We start from the raw sequence: 13,576 nt of genomic DNA, 5'->3' as shown, positions 1-13,576 counted from the left end.
GACGAATTCGACGTTGTCGGCGTAGGTTCCGCTGCCGCGCTGGTCGATGACGACGACGACTTCGGCGAGCTCGTCGACCCGGATCTGGAGGTGGCCGTATGCCGTCGCGCCCTCGCCCGGACCGGTCACGGTGATCTCGACCGGCTGCTCGGGCGTGGCGGCCCGCGTCACGGTGACGATGGTCGCCTGGTTGAACGACGAGAATGCCTGCGCCGCAACCCGATCAGCGGGAACACCCGCCTGGCCGAGCCGCTCATCACCGCGACGCACGGATTCCACCGTCACCCCGGTCCGGTCACTTACCTCGATGAGCGCGCTCCCGGTCGCGGGCGCGGATCCGTCGTGCAGGCCGCGCAGGCGCTTGAGCGGGGTGAACCGCCACAGCTCGTCGCGTCCGCCGGGCACCTCGAAGGCGTCGACGTCGAACGAGGTGAACAGTTCGCCCTTGTTGCGGCCTTCCAGCGACTCCGTCAGATTCTGCGCCCCGCCTAATCCCGTCGCTTCGCTCGCCTCAGTCACTATCCGACCGCGCCTTCCATCTGCAGCTCGATGAGCCGGTTCAATTCCAGCGCGTACTCCATCGGGAGTTCCTTGGCGATCGGCTCGACGAACCCTCGCACCACCATGGCCATCGCCTCGTCCTCGGTCATGCCGCGGCTCATCAGATAGAACAGCTGGTCCTCGCTGACCTTCGACACCGTCGCCTCGTGGCCCATCGTGACGTCGTCCTCGCGGATGTCGACGTACGGGTAGGTGTCGCTGCGGCTGATGGTATCGACAAGCAGCGCATCGCATTTCACGCTGGAGCGCGATCCGTGTGCGCCCTTGTTGACCTGAACCAGGCCGCGGTAGGACGTGCGGCCACCGCCGCGGGCCACTGACTTCGAGACGATGTTGGACGACGTGTTCGGCGCCAGGTGCAGCATCTTGGCGCCGGTGTCCTGGTGCTGTCCCTCGCCGGCGAACGCCACCGAGAGCACCTCACCCTTGGCGTGCTCACCGGTCATCCACACCGCCGGGTACTTCATCGTGACCTTGGATCCGATGTTGCCGTCGACCCACTCCATGGTGGCGCCGGCCTCGGCGCGCGCCCGCTTGGTGACCAGGTTGTAGACGTTGTTCGACCAGTTCTGGATCGTCGTGTAACGGCAACGGCCACCCGGCTTCACGATGATCTCGACGACCGCCGAGTGCAGCGAGTCGCTCTTGTAGATCGGCGCGGTACAGCCCTCGACGTAGTGCACGTAGGCGTCCTCGTCGACGATGATCAGCGTCCGCTCGAACTGACCCATGTTCTCGGTGTTGATCCGGAAGTAGGCCTGCAGCGGGATGTCGACGTGCACGCCCTTGGGCACGTAGATGAACGAGCCGCCGGACCACACCGCGGTGTTCAGCGCGGAGAACTTGTTGTCCCCGGCGGGGATCACGGTGCCGAAGTACTGCTTGAACATCTCGGGGTGCTCGCGCAGCGCGGTATCGGTGTCGAGGAAGATGACGCCGAGGGCCTCCAGATCCTCGCGGATCGAGTGGTAGACGACCTCGGATTCGTATTGTGCCGCCACGCCGGACACCAGGCGCTGCTTCTCCGCCTCGGGGATGCCGAGTCGGTCGTAGGTGTTCTTGATGTCGGCGGGCAGGTCGTCCCACGTGGCGGCCTGCTTCTCGCTCGACCGCACGAAGTACTTGATGTTGTCGAAGTGGATGCCCTCGAGGTTGGAGCCCCAGTTCGGCATCGGCTTCTTCCCGAAGGTGCGCAGCGCCTTCAGCCGGACGTCGAGCATCCACTCGGGCTCGCTCTTCTTCGACGAGATGTCGCGCACCACGGCCTCGCTCAGGCCGCGCTGCGCGCTGGCGCCTGCGACGTCCGAGTCAGACCAGCCGTAGCCGTAATTGCCAAGAGAGGCGATGGCTTCATCTTGGGTGAGCTGATCCGGGGTGGTCGTCATCTCGACGCTCCTTGCTGGGTGGTGACGGTTTCGACGCGGGCTGTGCGTCGAATGGTTGGTTGCTTCTCGGGGCCGAGCGGGACGTGCGTCGTGCACGCGCAGTCGCCGTTGACGATGGTGGCCAGCCGCTGGACGTGGGTGCCGAGGATCTCGGCGAAGGCCTCGCGTTCGGTCTCGCACAGCTCGGGGAATTCCTCGGCCACGTGCGATACCGGGCAGTGGTGCTGACAGATCTGCACGCCGCCAAGCGGTCCGGTGACCGGCGTCGTGGTGGTCGCGTAACCCGCTTCGGTGAGCGCGGAGGCGACCCGGTCCGCCGCACCCTTGACGTCACCGTCGGAGGCGTCGGACACCCCGGCCAGGATCGTGTCGATGCGACGGCGCGCGAACGTGTGGATGGCTTCGTCGCCACCGATCTCCCGCAGCTGCCGCATGGCCGCGACCGCAAGGTCGTCGTAGGTGTGTTCCAGCTTGCCGCGCCCCGCGGCCGTGAGCCGGTACCGCTTGGCGGGCCTGCCCCGGCCGTTGTGCTGCCAGCTGGCCGCGGCGTTGGACTCGGCGTCACCGATTTCGATGAGCGCATCGAGGTGCCGACGCACGCCTGCCGCGGAGATGCCCAGTCGTTCACCGATCTGGCCGGCCGTGACCGGACCCTCCAGCAACAGCTGGACGATCGCGCGCCGGGTATGGCCGTCGGAGGTCGGCGCGGCGCCGCCGGCGGACGCCGGCAATCCGGCCAAAGCCGCGCTCGTAGTCTCCGAACCTAATTTCACAACACCATTGTGACGGAATTCGGGAAGGGGTGCTAGCAAGGCGACCCTTACACATCGGCGGCTACGGCGCCGGGAGGGCCGCAGCTACGCTGCTGGGATGGCCGCCCGCCTACGGTCCCTCAGCACGGCCGTCGCCCGCTGGCACGCCGACGAGTCGACCGTCGGGTCGCCGCTCGTCGCAAGCGAGGTGGCCGCGCTGCGGCGCACCCGCGTCTTCGGCGCGACGGGCACCGTGTTGATGGCGATCGGAGCGCTCGGTGCGGGCGCCCGTCCCGTCGTCCAGGATCCCACGTTCGGGGTGCGGCTGCTGAACCTGCCGTCCCGCATCCAGACCGTCTCGCTGACGATGACCACGACCGGCGCGGTGATGATGGCGCTGGCGTGGCTGATGCTTGGCCGCTTCGCGCTCGGCAGCAGGCGCATGTCGCGCAGCCAGATGGACCGCACCCTGCTGCTGTGGGCGCTCCCGCTGCTGATCGCGCCGCCGATGTACAGCAGGGACGTCTACTCCTACCTCGCGCAGAGTCAGATCTCGCTGCTCGGGCTCGACCCGTATCGCGTCGGGCCTGCGACGGGGCTCGGCCTCGACCACGTGTTCACCCTGTCGGTCCCGAACATGTGGCGCGAGACGCCCGCGCCGTATGGGCCGCTGTTCCTGTGGATCGGGCGCGGCATCTCGGAGCTGACCGGCGAGAACATCGTCGCCGCGGTGCTGTGCCACCGCATCGTGGTGCTGTTCGGCGTGGGCCTGATCGTCTGGGCCACACCGCGTCTGGCGCGGCGATGCGGGGTGGCCGAGGTCAGTGCGCTGTGGCTCGGGCCGTGCAACCCGCTGCTGTTCATGCACCTCGTCGCGGGCATCCACAACGAGGCCCTGATGCTGGGTCTGATGCTGGCGGGCACCGAGTTCGCCCTGCGGGGGGCACACGCCGCAGGGCCACTGCTGCCCCGGCCGTTGCATTGGCCGCGCGGTCGCGACGAATGGGTCCGATGGATGCCGATGGCGATGCTCATCGCCGGCACCGTGCTGATCGCGCTGTCGTCGCAGGTGAAGTTGCCGTCACTGCTCGCGGTGGGCTTCGTGGCGATGGCGCTGGCGTGCCGGTGGGGCGGCACCTTCAAGGCGTTCGTGATTGCGGGCGGATCGCTGACCGCGCTGTCGATGGCGGTGATCGCGCTGGTCGGCTGGGCCAGCGGCCTCGGCTTCGGCTGGCTGTTCACACTCGGCACGGCGAACGTCGTCCGATCGTGGATGTCGCCGCCGACGCTGCTCGCCCTCGGCACCGGTCAGGTGGGCATTCTGCTCGGAGTCGGTGACCACACCACGGCCATCCTGGGCCTGACCCGCGCCATGGGTGTGATCCTCATCGCAATTCTGGTGTCCTACCTGCTGCTGGCCGTGTTGCGCGGCCGACTGCACCCGGTCGGCGGCCTCGGCGTCGCGCTCGGCGCGACCATCCTGCTGTTCCCGGTGGTGCAGCCCTGGTACCTGCTGTGGGCGATCATCCCGTTGGCGACGTGGGCGACCCGCCCGGGATTCCGCGGCACCGCCATCGCGATCACGCTGGTGGTGGGCATATTCGGCCCGACAGCAAACGGCGACCGGTTCGCGTTGTTCCAGATCCTCGACGCGACGCTGGCGAGCCTCGTCATCGTGGCTCTCCTCATCGCGATCACCTACCGCAGGCTGCCCTGGCGCCCGCTGCCCGACGTCAACGGCACCGGGTCGCCGGAGGGACCGTCGGGCGGGGCCGCGTCCGGACCACCGTCGACACCGGCTGCCAAACCGGACGCTTACGCTAAGTACCCGTGACCTCCCGTTCAGACGTCCCCGTGCTGTTGCGCGGGGTCAGCAAGCGGTACGGGTCGACGACGGCGGTCGACGGGCTCGACCTCGAGGTGCAGCGGGCTGAGGTGCTGGCCCTGCTCGGGCCGAACGGCGCTGGCAAGACCACCACCGTCGAGATGTGCGAGGGGTTCATCCGGCCGGACTCCGGCACGATCGAAATCCTCGGCCTGGATCCCGCCGCCGACAACGCCAAGGTGCGCGAACGCATCGGCGTGATGCTGCAGGGTGGCGGCGGCTATCCGGCGGCGCGCGCCGGGGAGATGCTCGCTCTGGTCGCCGCGTACTCGGCCAACCCGCTCGACCCGGCGTGGCTGATGGACACCCTCGGCCTGACCGAGTCCGCCCGCACCACCTATCGGCGCCTGTCCGGCGGACAGCAGCAACGCCTCGCGCTGGCGTGCGCGGTGGTGGGCAGGCCCGAGCTGGTGTTCCTCGACGAGCCGACCGCGGGCATGGACGCGCACGCCCGAATCGTGGTGTGGGAGTTGATCGACGGAATGCGCCGCGACGGCGTCACGGTGGTCCTCACCACCCACCAACTGACCGAGGCCGAACAGCTCGCGGACCGGTTGGTGATCATCGACCGCGGCGTCGCGGTGGCCGCCGGAACTCCTACCGAGCTCATGGGGCGCGGCGCGGAGAACCAGCTGCGCTTCTCCGCGCCACCGAAACTCGATCTTTCGCTGCTGATTTCGGCCCTCCCCGAGAGCTACCGGGCGATCGAGACGATGCCAGGCGAGTACCTGGTCGAGGGCCACGTCGACCCTCAGGTGCTGGCCACCGTCACCGCCTGGTGCGCGCGACTGGACGTCCTTGCCACCGACATGCGCGTCGAGCAGCGCAGCCTCGAGAACGTCTTCCTCGACCTGACCGGGCGGGAGCTGAGGCCGTGACGAACCGCTTCGCACCAGGCACGTTCACCCCCGATCCGCGGCCGGCGACGGTCCCCAAGATGCTGGCCGCGCAGTTCGGCCTCGAGCTGAAGCTGTTGCTGCGCAACGGTGAACAGCTGCTTCTGACGATGTTCATCCCGATCACGTTGCTGGTCGGCCTGACGCTGCTGCCCCTTGGCTCGTTCGGGGACAACCGGGCGGCCAGTTTCGTCCCGGCGATCATGGCTCTCGCCGTCATCTCGACGGCCTTCACCGGCCAGGCCATCGCGGTGGCCTTCGACCGGCGTTACGGCGCACTGAAACGACTTGGCGCGACCGCGCTTCCGGTGTGGGGGATCATCGCGGGCAAGTCGCTAGCCGTCGTGACCGTGGTGTTCCTTCAGTCGATTCTGTTGGGCGCCATCGGCTTTGCGCTGGGCTGGCGCCCGGCGATCGCCGGGCTGGCGTTGGGGGCGGTGATCATCGCGCTCGGCACTGCCGGGTTCGCCGCGCTTGGCCTCCTGTTGGGCGGCACCCTGCGCGCCGAGATCGTGCTGGCGGTCGCCAACCTGCTGTGGTTCGTCTTCGCAGGCCTTGGCGCGCTGACACTCGGCGGCGGCATGGTCTCGCACGGCGTGCAATGGGTGGCCAGGCTGACGCCGTCCGGCGCGCTGACTGAGGCATTGACTCAGGCGATGACGCCGTCCGTGGACTGGTTCGGGGTGGCGGTGCTTGCGGTGTGGGGTGCGGTCGCAGCCCTGTGCGCGCTGCGCTGGTTCCGCTTCACCTGACCGACGCAACCGGCGCTTGGGAGGACATGACTTCACCTAACCGTCCACCTCGGCCACCGTCTACCTTGGCCGAAGTCGAGCCCTACTACATCCTGTAGTTGATGCTGATCTACGATCGGTCGGTGCCCGTCGGACGGTTGTTGCTGCGGCTGGTGGACGTGCTGCCCATGCCGAGCCTGCGGACGCAACGGCTGGTGGCCGCCGCGGTCGTGCTGACCCAGGGCGGTATCGCCGTCACCGGCGCGATCGTCCGCGTCACCGCGTCCGGCCTTGGCTGCCCCACCTGGCCGCAGTGCTTCCCCGGCAGCTTCACCCCGGTCGCGGTCGCCGAGGTGCCGGTGATCCATCAGGCGGTCGAGTTCGGCAACCGGATGATCACCTTCCTCGTCGTGCTCACCGCGGCCCTTGCGGTGCTGACGGTGACCCGCGCCCGCAGACGTCGCGAAGTCCTGGTCTACGCGTGGCTGATGCCTGCCTCGACGGTCGTGCAGGCCGTCATCGGCGGCATCACCGTGTTGACCGGTCTGCTCTGGTGGACCGTCGCGATCCACCTCCTGGCGTCGATGACCATGGTCTGGCTGTCAGTGCAGCTGTACGTCAAGATCGGCGAACCCGACTCCGGCGTCGCAACGCTCCGCGTGCCGAAGCCTCTGCGCTGGTTGACCGTACTGACGGCGGTGACGCTCTCGGCGGTGCTCGTCACCGGCACGCTGGTGACGGGCGCAGGGCCGCACGCAGGCGACAAGAGCGTCGAACAGCCCGTACCGCGGCTGCAGGTGGAGATCACCACGCTGGTGCACCTGCACTCGACGCTGCTGGTGGCCTACCTGTCCCTGATCGTCGGCCTTGGCTTCGCGCTGCTTGCAGTGCGCGCGCCGCGGCCGGTGGTGCTGCGGTGGGGCGTGCTGCTGGCCCTGGTGTGTGCGCAGGGCCTGGTCGGCACGGTGCAGTTCTTCACGGGCGTGCCCGCGGCACTGGTCGCCGTGCACGTCGCAGGGGCGGCCGCGTGTACGGCGGCCACCGCGGCGCTATGGGCCTCGATGCGAGAACGGGCCGAGCCCGAGCCGGTCGAGGGCTGACTCGACGCCGATGGCGAATTCGCGCTGCTGCCTGGCCCGGTCGGCCGCACCGAGCTGCCGCCAGCCCAGCGACGGCTCGACCAACTCCAGTTCCAGCAGCCGCGGATCCTGCGGGCTGCCGATCACGTCGACGCGGGCGTAGAGGAACTCCGACGGCACGATGCCGAGGCGGTCGGCGGCAGCGGCCAGCGCGGCGTGGCCGACCTCCCACAGCTCGAAGTCCGGCTCGGCGGGCCGCAGCGACTCCTCGGCGTACGTGCCGGAGTCGTCGAAGTCCGGTCTGCTTCCCGGCGGCGGAAGGATCGGCCCCTTGGTGAACGCGTGGGACTGGCGGCCCGCGAGGAACACCATCGCCGTCTCGCCGTCGGCGATCCGCGCGTCGTAGGGCTGCACCAGCACGGTGCGCCCATCGGCCTGCAACGTCGCGGCGTGCTCGCGCGCCGCGTCGGGATCGGTGAACCGTTGCGCGCCAACAGATCCCGCACCGACTGCGGGTTTCACGACCACCTCACCGCTGAACAAGCGCAGGGGCTCGCCAGGGGCGAAGAACCGGCTGGGCACCGTTGGCACCCCTGCCGCGGCCAGGTCGGCCAGGTAGCGCTTGTCGGTGTTCCACGACACCACGTCCGGTGCATTCAACAGATTGGGCACCCGTCGCGTCCAGGCCAGGAATTCGTCGAGCCGCTCGGTGTAGTCCCATGTGGCGCGCACGACCACCAGATCGGCGCGCGCGGCCTCTGGATCGTCCCAGGACAGCCAGCGGGCGTGCAGGCCCCGTGACCGCAGCGCCGCCACCAGCCCCGCATCGTCACCGTCGCCCTCCACGAGAGCGCGGCAACCTGCGAAGACGATGTGCGGATGGCGAACGTCGGGCCTAGCGAGTTTCACCTTGGAATGATAGGTGGCATGCACGCCATCGAAGTCGCCGAAACGGGCGGTCCCGAAGTCCTGAACTACGTCGAGCGCTCGGAGCCCTCCCCCGGCCCTGGCCAGGTGCTGATCAAGGCTGAGGCGATCGGTGTCAACTTCATCGACACCTACTTCCGGTCGGGCCTCTACCCACGGGAGACACCGTTCGTCGTCGGCACCGAGGTGTGCGGCACCATCGCCGCGGTCGGTGACGACGTGGCCGCCCTTGGCGTCGGCGACCGGGTTGTCACCGCACAGGCAGTCGGCGCCTATGCCGAATTCTGCGTGGCACCCGCCGATTTCGTGGCCTACGTGCCCGACGGCGTGCCCGCCGAAGTGGCGGCCTCGTCGCTGTTGAAGGGCATGACCGCGCACTACCTGATCAAGTCCACCTATCCCGTGCAGCAGGGCGACACCGTCCTGCTGCACGCCGGAGCCGGCGGAGTCGGCCTCATCCTGACGCAGTGGGCCACCAGCCTGGCAGTACGGGTGATCACCACGGTGTCGACGCGCGAGAAGGCCGACCTGTCCCGCATGGCCGGTGCCGTGGAGGTGCTCGACTACCCCGACGACGCCACCGAGTTCGGCGCTCGGATCCGGGAACTCACCGGGGGCGACGGTGTTGCTGCGGTGTACGACGGGGTCGGCGCGTCGACGTTCGACGCGAGCCTGGCCAGCCTCGCGCTGCGCGGCACGTTGGCACTGTTCGGTGCGGCCAGCGGGCCGGTGCCGCCGGTCGATCCGCAGCGGCTCAATGCCGCCGGTTCGGTCTTCCTGACCCGGCCGACCCTGGCGCACCACACCCGCACCGCCGACGAGTTCGGCTGGCGCGCGGGCGAACTGCTCGACGCAATCTCCAAGGGCACCATCGAGATCACGGTGAGCAATCGCTACCCGCTGGCCGATGCCGCCGACGCGCACCGTGACCTGGAGGGGCGCAAGACCGTCGGCTCGGTGGTGTTGGTGCCCTGAGACCGGGCGCAGATACCGGACGCGCACGGCTGCGCGTTCTACCCTTGTCGACGTGGCCGAGGACCTGATCGTGTCGCGGGCCCTGGTGATTCCCGCGTCCGATTTGAGTGAACGCTTCTCCAGGTCCTCCGGCCCCGGCGGGCAGGGGGTGAACACGGCTGACAGCCGGGTCGAGCTGTCGTTCGACCTGGCCCGTTCACCGGCGGTACCGGAGTGGCTCCGACACCGAATGCTCCGTCGACTGGGGGGTCGCCTCTCCGACGGCGTGCTCAGGGTTACGGCGAGTGAGCATCGCGCCCAGCTCCAGAACCGCGCCGCCGCGCGCGAGCGCATGGCGCGCCTGCTTCGCGACGCCGCCGCCGCACCTTCCCCGATACGAAGGCCGACCAAGCCCACCAGAGGCTCGAAGGAGCGCCGGATCGAGGACAAGAAGCGTCGTGGCCAGACCAAGCACCTCCGTCGCGGAGGCTGGGACGCGAGTTAATCCGTGGAAGCTAGCGCCCGAACACCGTCGGCAACGCCAGCGCGGAATCGACCGCCAGTGCGCAGAACACGACGGCCAGGTAGTTGTTCGACTGCAGGAACAGTCGCAGCGGCTTCACCGGCTCGCCGCGCTTGACGCCGGAGTACAACTGGTGAGCCATCACCAGGAACCACGCGCCGGCGAGCAGCGCGACCGACGCGTACAGCCAGCCGGTGGCCAACGCCAAAACCAGGGTGGTCACCACGGTCAGCCATGTGTAGATCAGGATCTGCCTGGTGACCTGCCGCTCGGTGGCCACGGTGGGCAGCATCGGCACGCCTGCCGCCTTGTAGTCGTCCTTGTAGCGCATCGCCAGCGCCCAGGTGTGCGGCGGCGTCCAGAAGAAGATGATCGCGAACATCACCAGCGCAGGCCACTGGATGGTTCCCGTGACCGCCGACCAGGCGATCATCACCGGCATGCAGCCGGCCGCACCGCCCCACACCACGTTCTGCGAGGTGCGGCGCTTGAGCAGCAAGGTGTAGACGAAGACGTAGAACAAGATCGTGGCGATGGCCAGCAGACCCGAAAGCAGGTTGGTGGTCCACCACAGCCAGGCGAACGACGCGACGGACAGCACCAGGCCGAAGATCAGCGCGTGCCGGGTGGGCACGGACTCCCGCGCCAGCGGCCGCCGCGCGGTGCGCTTCATCACCTTGTCGATGTCGGCGTCAGCGACACAGTTCAGGGTGTTGGCGCCCGCCGCGGCCAGCAGGCCGCCTACCAGGGTGTTGAGAATGAGCAGCGGGTCGACCGTGCCCCGGTGTGCCAGAAGCATCGCGGGAATGGCGGTGACGAGCAGCAGCTCGATCACCCGCGGTTTCGTCAGCGCCACGTATGCCAGGAGCGTGGTGCGTGTTCGGCTCTGCGCGACGCGCTCGCGAATGCTCACGCAGTTGACTCCTCGGTGGTTCGCGGCAGCGCGCGGCTTCTACTACAGACGATGGTAGACCGCGTTCGGGCGCTTCGAACAAGGCAGGGTCGGTTCCCGTGAACGCCCGACAAACTTGGTCGACGCGGCCTGCGACGCTGCGGCATTCCGCACTAGGGTATTGGTGGACAGCTAGCCAACCCGAGGAGCTCGCTCGTGACCACAGTGGAAGAGATCTCCGCGCTCACCCGCCCCAACCACCCGGACGACTGGACCGAGGTCGACACGCTTGCCGTCGACACCGTCCGGGTGCTCGCGGCCGACGCGGTGCACAAGGTCGGCAACGGCCATCCGGGCACGGCGATGAGCCTGGCGCCGCTGGCATACACCCTGTTTCAACGGCAGATGCGCCACGACCCCAGCGATGTGCACTGGCTGGGTCGCGACCGCTTCGTGCTGTCCGCCGGACATAGCAGCCTCACGCTCTACATCCAGCTGTACCTCGGCGGATTCGGGTTGGAGCTCTCCGACATCGAGTCGCTGCGCACCTGGAAGTCCAAGACACCCGGACACCCGGAGTTCCGCCACACCGAGGGTGTGGAGATGACCACCGGACCGCTCGGGCAGGGTCTGGCGTCGTCGGTGGGCATGGCGATGGCGTCGCGGTACGAGCGCGGGCTGTTCGATCCCGACGCCGCGCCCGGCACCAGCCCGTTCGACCACCACATCTTCGTGATCGCCTCCGACGGCGACATGGAGGAAGGCGTGACGTCGGAGGCGTCGTCACTTGCGGGCACCCAGCAGCTGGGCAACCTCATCGTGTTCTACGACGACAACGAGATCTCGATCGAGGACAACACCAACATCGCGTTCACCGAGGACACCCCCGCCCGCTATGAGGCGTACGGCTGGCACGTGCAGGTCGTGGAGGGCGGCGAGAACGTGGTCGCCATCGAGGAGGCGATCGCGGCGGCCAAGGCCGTCACCGACAAGCCCTCGTTCATCGCGGTCCGCACCATCATCGGCTATCCGGCGCCGAACAAGATGAACACCGGCAAGGCGCACGGCTCGGACCTCGGCGAAGAGGAGATCGCCGCCACCAAGCGCATGCTCGGCTTCGATCCCGACAAGACGTTCGAGGTTCGCGACGAGGTGATCGAGCACACCCGCAAGCTGGTGGACCGCGGTCGCGAGGCCCACCAGAAATGGCAGAGCGAGTTCGACGCGTGGGCCGAGCGCGAGCCCGAACGCAGAAAACTGCTGGATCGCCTGTTGGCCCATGAACTGCCCGAGGGCTGGGACGCCGACCTGACCTACTGGGAACCGGGCTCCAAGCCACTGGCCACCCGGGCTGCATTCGGTCAGGTGCTCAACGACGTTGCGCCCAAGCTGCCCGAACTCTGGGGCGGGTCGGCGGACCTGGCGGGCAGTAACAACACCACCATCAAGGGAGTGAAGTCGTTCGGGCCGCCGTCCATCTCGACTGAGGACTACACCGCCGACTGGTACGGCCGCGTCCTGCACTTCGGTGTCCGCGAGCACGCCATGGGCGCGATCCTGTCCGGCATCGTCTTGCACGGCCCGACCCGCGCCTTCGGCGGCACGTTCCTGCAGTTCTCCGACTACATGCGTCCCGCCGTGCGGCTCGCCTCGTTGATGGACATCGACACCATCTACGTCTGGACGCACGACTCCATCGGACTGGGTGAGGACGGCCCCACCCACCAGCCGATCGAGCACCTGGCGGCACTTCGGGCCATCCCCAACCTGTCCGTGGTGCGGCCCGGTGACCCGAACGAGACCGCCCACGCGTGGCGCACCATCGTGGCGCGTGGCGCGAGCAGCGGCCCGGTCGGTTTCATCCTGACCCGGCAGGGCATTCCGGTGCTGGAGGGCACCAGCGCCGAGGGTGTGGCCAAGGGCGGCTACGTGCTGGGCGGCGGCAACCCCACCGACGACGCCGACGTGATCATCATCGGCACCGGCTCCGAGCTTCAGCTGGCGGTTGAGGCCCGTAAGCAGTTGGCGGAGAAGGACATCACCGCCTATGTGGTGTCGATGCCCTGTGTGGAGTGGTTCGAGAGCCAGTCCAAGGAGTACCGCGACAGCGTGCTCCCACCGGAGGTGTCGGCGCGCGTGGCCGTGGAGGCGGGTATCGCGCAGAGCTGGCACAGACTCGTCGGTGACACCGGCGAGATCGTGTCGATCGAGCACTACGGTGCCTCGGCCGACGACAAGACGTTGTTCCGCGAGTTCGGCTTCACCCCGGAGGCCGTAGTGGCCGCCGCGGAACGATCGATGGACAACTGACGAAAAAGGAGCACCAAATGACTCAGAACCCGAATCTTGCGGCGCTGAGTGCCGCAGGCGTATCCGTCTGGCTCGACGACCTGTCGCGTGAGCGACTGCAATCAGGGAACCTGCAGAACCTCATCGACAGCCGCAGTGTCGTGGGTGTCACCACGAACCCGTCGATCTTCCAGGCCGCGCTGTCGAAGGGCACTGCCTACGACGCGCAGGTCACCGAGCTGGCCGAGCGTGGCGCCGACGTCGACGCCACCATCCGCACCGTCACCACCGACGACGTCCGCAACGCCTGCGACGTCCTGGCGAAGGCCTACGAGGCCTCCGGAGGCGTCGACGGCAGGGTGTCCATCGAGGTGGACCCGCGACTCGCCCACGACACCGACAAGACCATCCTGCAGGCCATCGAACTGTGGAAGATCGTCGACCGGCCCAACCTGCTGATCAAGATCCCCGCGACGCTGGCCGGCCTGCCTGCGATCACCGCGGTCATCGCCGAGGGCATCTCCGTGAACGTGACCCTGATCTTCTCGGTCGAGCGGCACGAGGCCGTCATGGATGCGTACCTGGCCGGGCTGGAGAAGGCCAAGGAAGCCGGCCACGACCTCTCCAAGATCCACTCCGTCGCCTCGTTCTTCGTGTCGCGGGTCGACACCGAGATCGACAAACGACTCGAAGCGATCGGCG

The 13,576-nt window shown here is 68.3% G+C and carries 12 protein-coding genes and 1 pseudogene; 8 read left to right on the top strand and 5 right to left on the bottom strand.

What is annotated here, in order from left to right:
- The 3 genes and pseudogenes from QOC69_RS36980 to QOC69_RS36970 all read right to left on the bottom strand — a co-directional run.
- Positions 1 to 519 (bottom strand): annotated as a pseudogene (locus tag QOC69_RS36980) (Fe-S cluster assembly protein SufD); the annotation flags it as partial.
- Positions 519 to 1,946 carry a Fe-S cluster assembly protein SufB gene (gene sufB / locus QOC69_RS36975; protein WP_526447968.1) on the bottom strand — a complete coding sequence of 476 codons (1,428 nt, stop codon included), beginning with the start codon at positions 1,944 to 1,946 and terminating at the stop codon, positions 519 to 521. The gene sufB and the pseudogene QOC69_RS36980, both read right to left, overlap by 1 nt.
- Complete coding sequence (locus tag QOC69_RS36970) at positions 1,943 to 2,686, bottom strand: helix-turn-helix transcriptional regulator (protein WP_526447966.1); 744 nt, start codon at positions 2,684 to 2,686, stop codon at positions 1,943 to 1,945. Before QOC69_RS36970 ends, sufB begins: the two co-directional genes overlap by 4 nt.
- Positions 2,687 to 2,816: 130 nt before the next feature.
- On the opposite strand from QOC69_RS36970, the gene mptB reads away from it, so the two are divergent.
- The 4 genes from mptB to QOC69_RS36950 all read left to right on the top strand — a co-directional run bounded on the left by mptB (position 2,817) and on the right by QOC69_RS36950 (position 7,310).
- Positions 2,817 to 4,532 (top strand): polyprenol phosphomannose-dependent alpha 1,6 mannosyltransferase MptB, encoded by a 1,716-nt coding sequence (gene mptB / locus QOC69_RS36965; protein WP_526447964.1) that lies wholly within the window; start codon positions 2,817 to 2,819, stop codon positions 4,530 to 4,532.
- On the top strand, positions 4,529 to 5,461 hold the full coding sequence (locus QOC69_RS36960; RefSeq protein WP_526447962.1) for an ABC transporter ATP-binding protein: 933 nt from the start codon (positions 4,529 to 4,531) through the stop codon (positions 5,459 to 5,461). The genes mptB and QOC69_RS36960 overlap by 4 nt, the downstream gene beginning before the upstream one ends.
- Positions 5,458 to 6,231, top strand: coding sequence for an ABC transporter permease (locus QOC69_RS36955; protein ID WP_526447960.1), 774 nt, complete (start codon positions 5,458 to 5,460; stop codon positions 6,229 to 6,231). The genes QOC69_RS36960 and QOC69_RS36955 overlap by 4 nt, the downstream gene beginning before the upstream one ends.
- A 167-nt stretch (positions 6,232 to 6,398) precedes the next feature.
- Positions 6,399 to 7,310 (top strand): COX15/CtaA family protein, encoded by a 912-nt coding sequence (locus QOC69_RS36950; protein WP_526447971.1) that lies wholly within the window; start codon positions 6,399 to 6,401, stop codon positions 7,308 to 7,310.
- Here the strand turns inward: QOC69_RS36950 and QOC69_RS36945 are convergent.
- A complete protein-coding gene (locus QOC69_RS36945; RefSeq protein ID WP_526447958.1) occupies positions 7,260 to 8,198 on the bottom strand; it encodes an ATP-grasp domain-containing protein in 939 nt (312 codons plus the stop codon). The genes QOC69_RS36950 and QOC69_RS36945 overlap by 51 nt on opposite strands.
- An 18-nt stretch (positions 8,199 to 8,216) precedes the next feature.
- On the opposite strand from QOC69_RS36945, the gene QOC69_RS36940 reads away from it, so the two are divergent.
- Together QOC69_RS36940 and arfB are read left to right on the top strand one after the other, a co-directional pair.
- Positions 8,217 to 9,191, top strand: coding sequence for a quinone oxidoreductase family protein (locus QOC69_RS36940; protein WP_526447956.1), 975 nt, complete (start codon positions 8,217 to 8,219; stop codon positions 9,189 to 9,191).
- Positions 9,192 to 9,243: 52 nt separating this feature from the next.
- Positions 9,244 to 9,675: an alternative ribosome rescue aminoacyl-tRNA hydrolase ArfB gene (gene arfB / locus QOC69_RS36935; RefSeq protein ID WP_526447954.1), complete on the top strand. Its 432-nt coding sequence runs from the start codon at positions 9,244 to 9,246 to the stop codon at positions 9,673 to 9,675.
- A 10-nt stretch (positions 9,676 to 9,685) separates the two neighbouring features.
- On the opposite strand, the gene QOC69_RS36930 is transcribed toward arfB, so the two are convergent.
- Positions 9,686 to 10,606, bottom strand: a complete 921-nt coding sequence (locus QOC69_RS36930) for a heme o synthase (RefSeq protein WP_526447952.1) — start codon at positions 10,604 to 10,606, stop codon at positions 9,686 to 9,688.
- Between the two features lie 195 nt (positions 10,607 to 10,801).
- Here QOC69_RS36930 and tkt point away from each other — a divergent pair, with 195 nt between their 5' ends.
- Both tkt and tal read left to right on the top strand, forming a co-directional pair.
- Complete coding sequence (tkt, locus tag QOC69_RS36925) at positions 10,802 to 12,895, top strand: transketolase (RefSeq protein WP_526447950.1); 2,094 nt, start codon at positions 10,802 to 10,804, stop codon at positions 12,893 to 12,895.
- Between the two features lie 17 nt (positions 12,896 to 12,912).
- Positions 12,913 to 13,576 (top strand): transaldolase (tal, locus tag QOC69_RS36920; protein WP_526447948.1); only part of this gene is annotated, 664 nt, incomplete at its 3' end.

The organism is Mycobacterium sp. (assembly GCF_032162105.1).
Lineage (GTDB): Bacteria > Actinomycetota > Actinomycetes > Mycobacteriales > Mycobacteriaceae > Mycobacterium.
This window is presented reverse-complemented; position numbering and strand designations above follow the sequence as displayed.

Coding starts and splice junctions, on each gene's coding strand:
- sufB (WP_526447968.1), bottom strand. CDS start 1,946: ATGACGACCACCCCGGATCAGCTCACCCAAGATGAAGCCATCGCCTCT.
- mptB (WP_526447964.1), top strand. CDS start 2,817: ATGGCCGCCCGCCTACGGTCCCTCAGCACGGCCGTCGCCCGCTGGCAC.
- QOC69_RS36950 (WP_526447971.1), top strand. CDS start 6,399: ATGCCGAGCCTGCGGACGCAACGGCTGGTGGCCGCCGCGGTCGTGCTG.
- QOC69_RS36940 (WP_526447956.1), top strand. CDS start 8,217: ATGCACGCCATCGAAGTCGCCGAAACGGGCGGTCCCGAAGTCCTGAAC.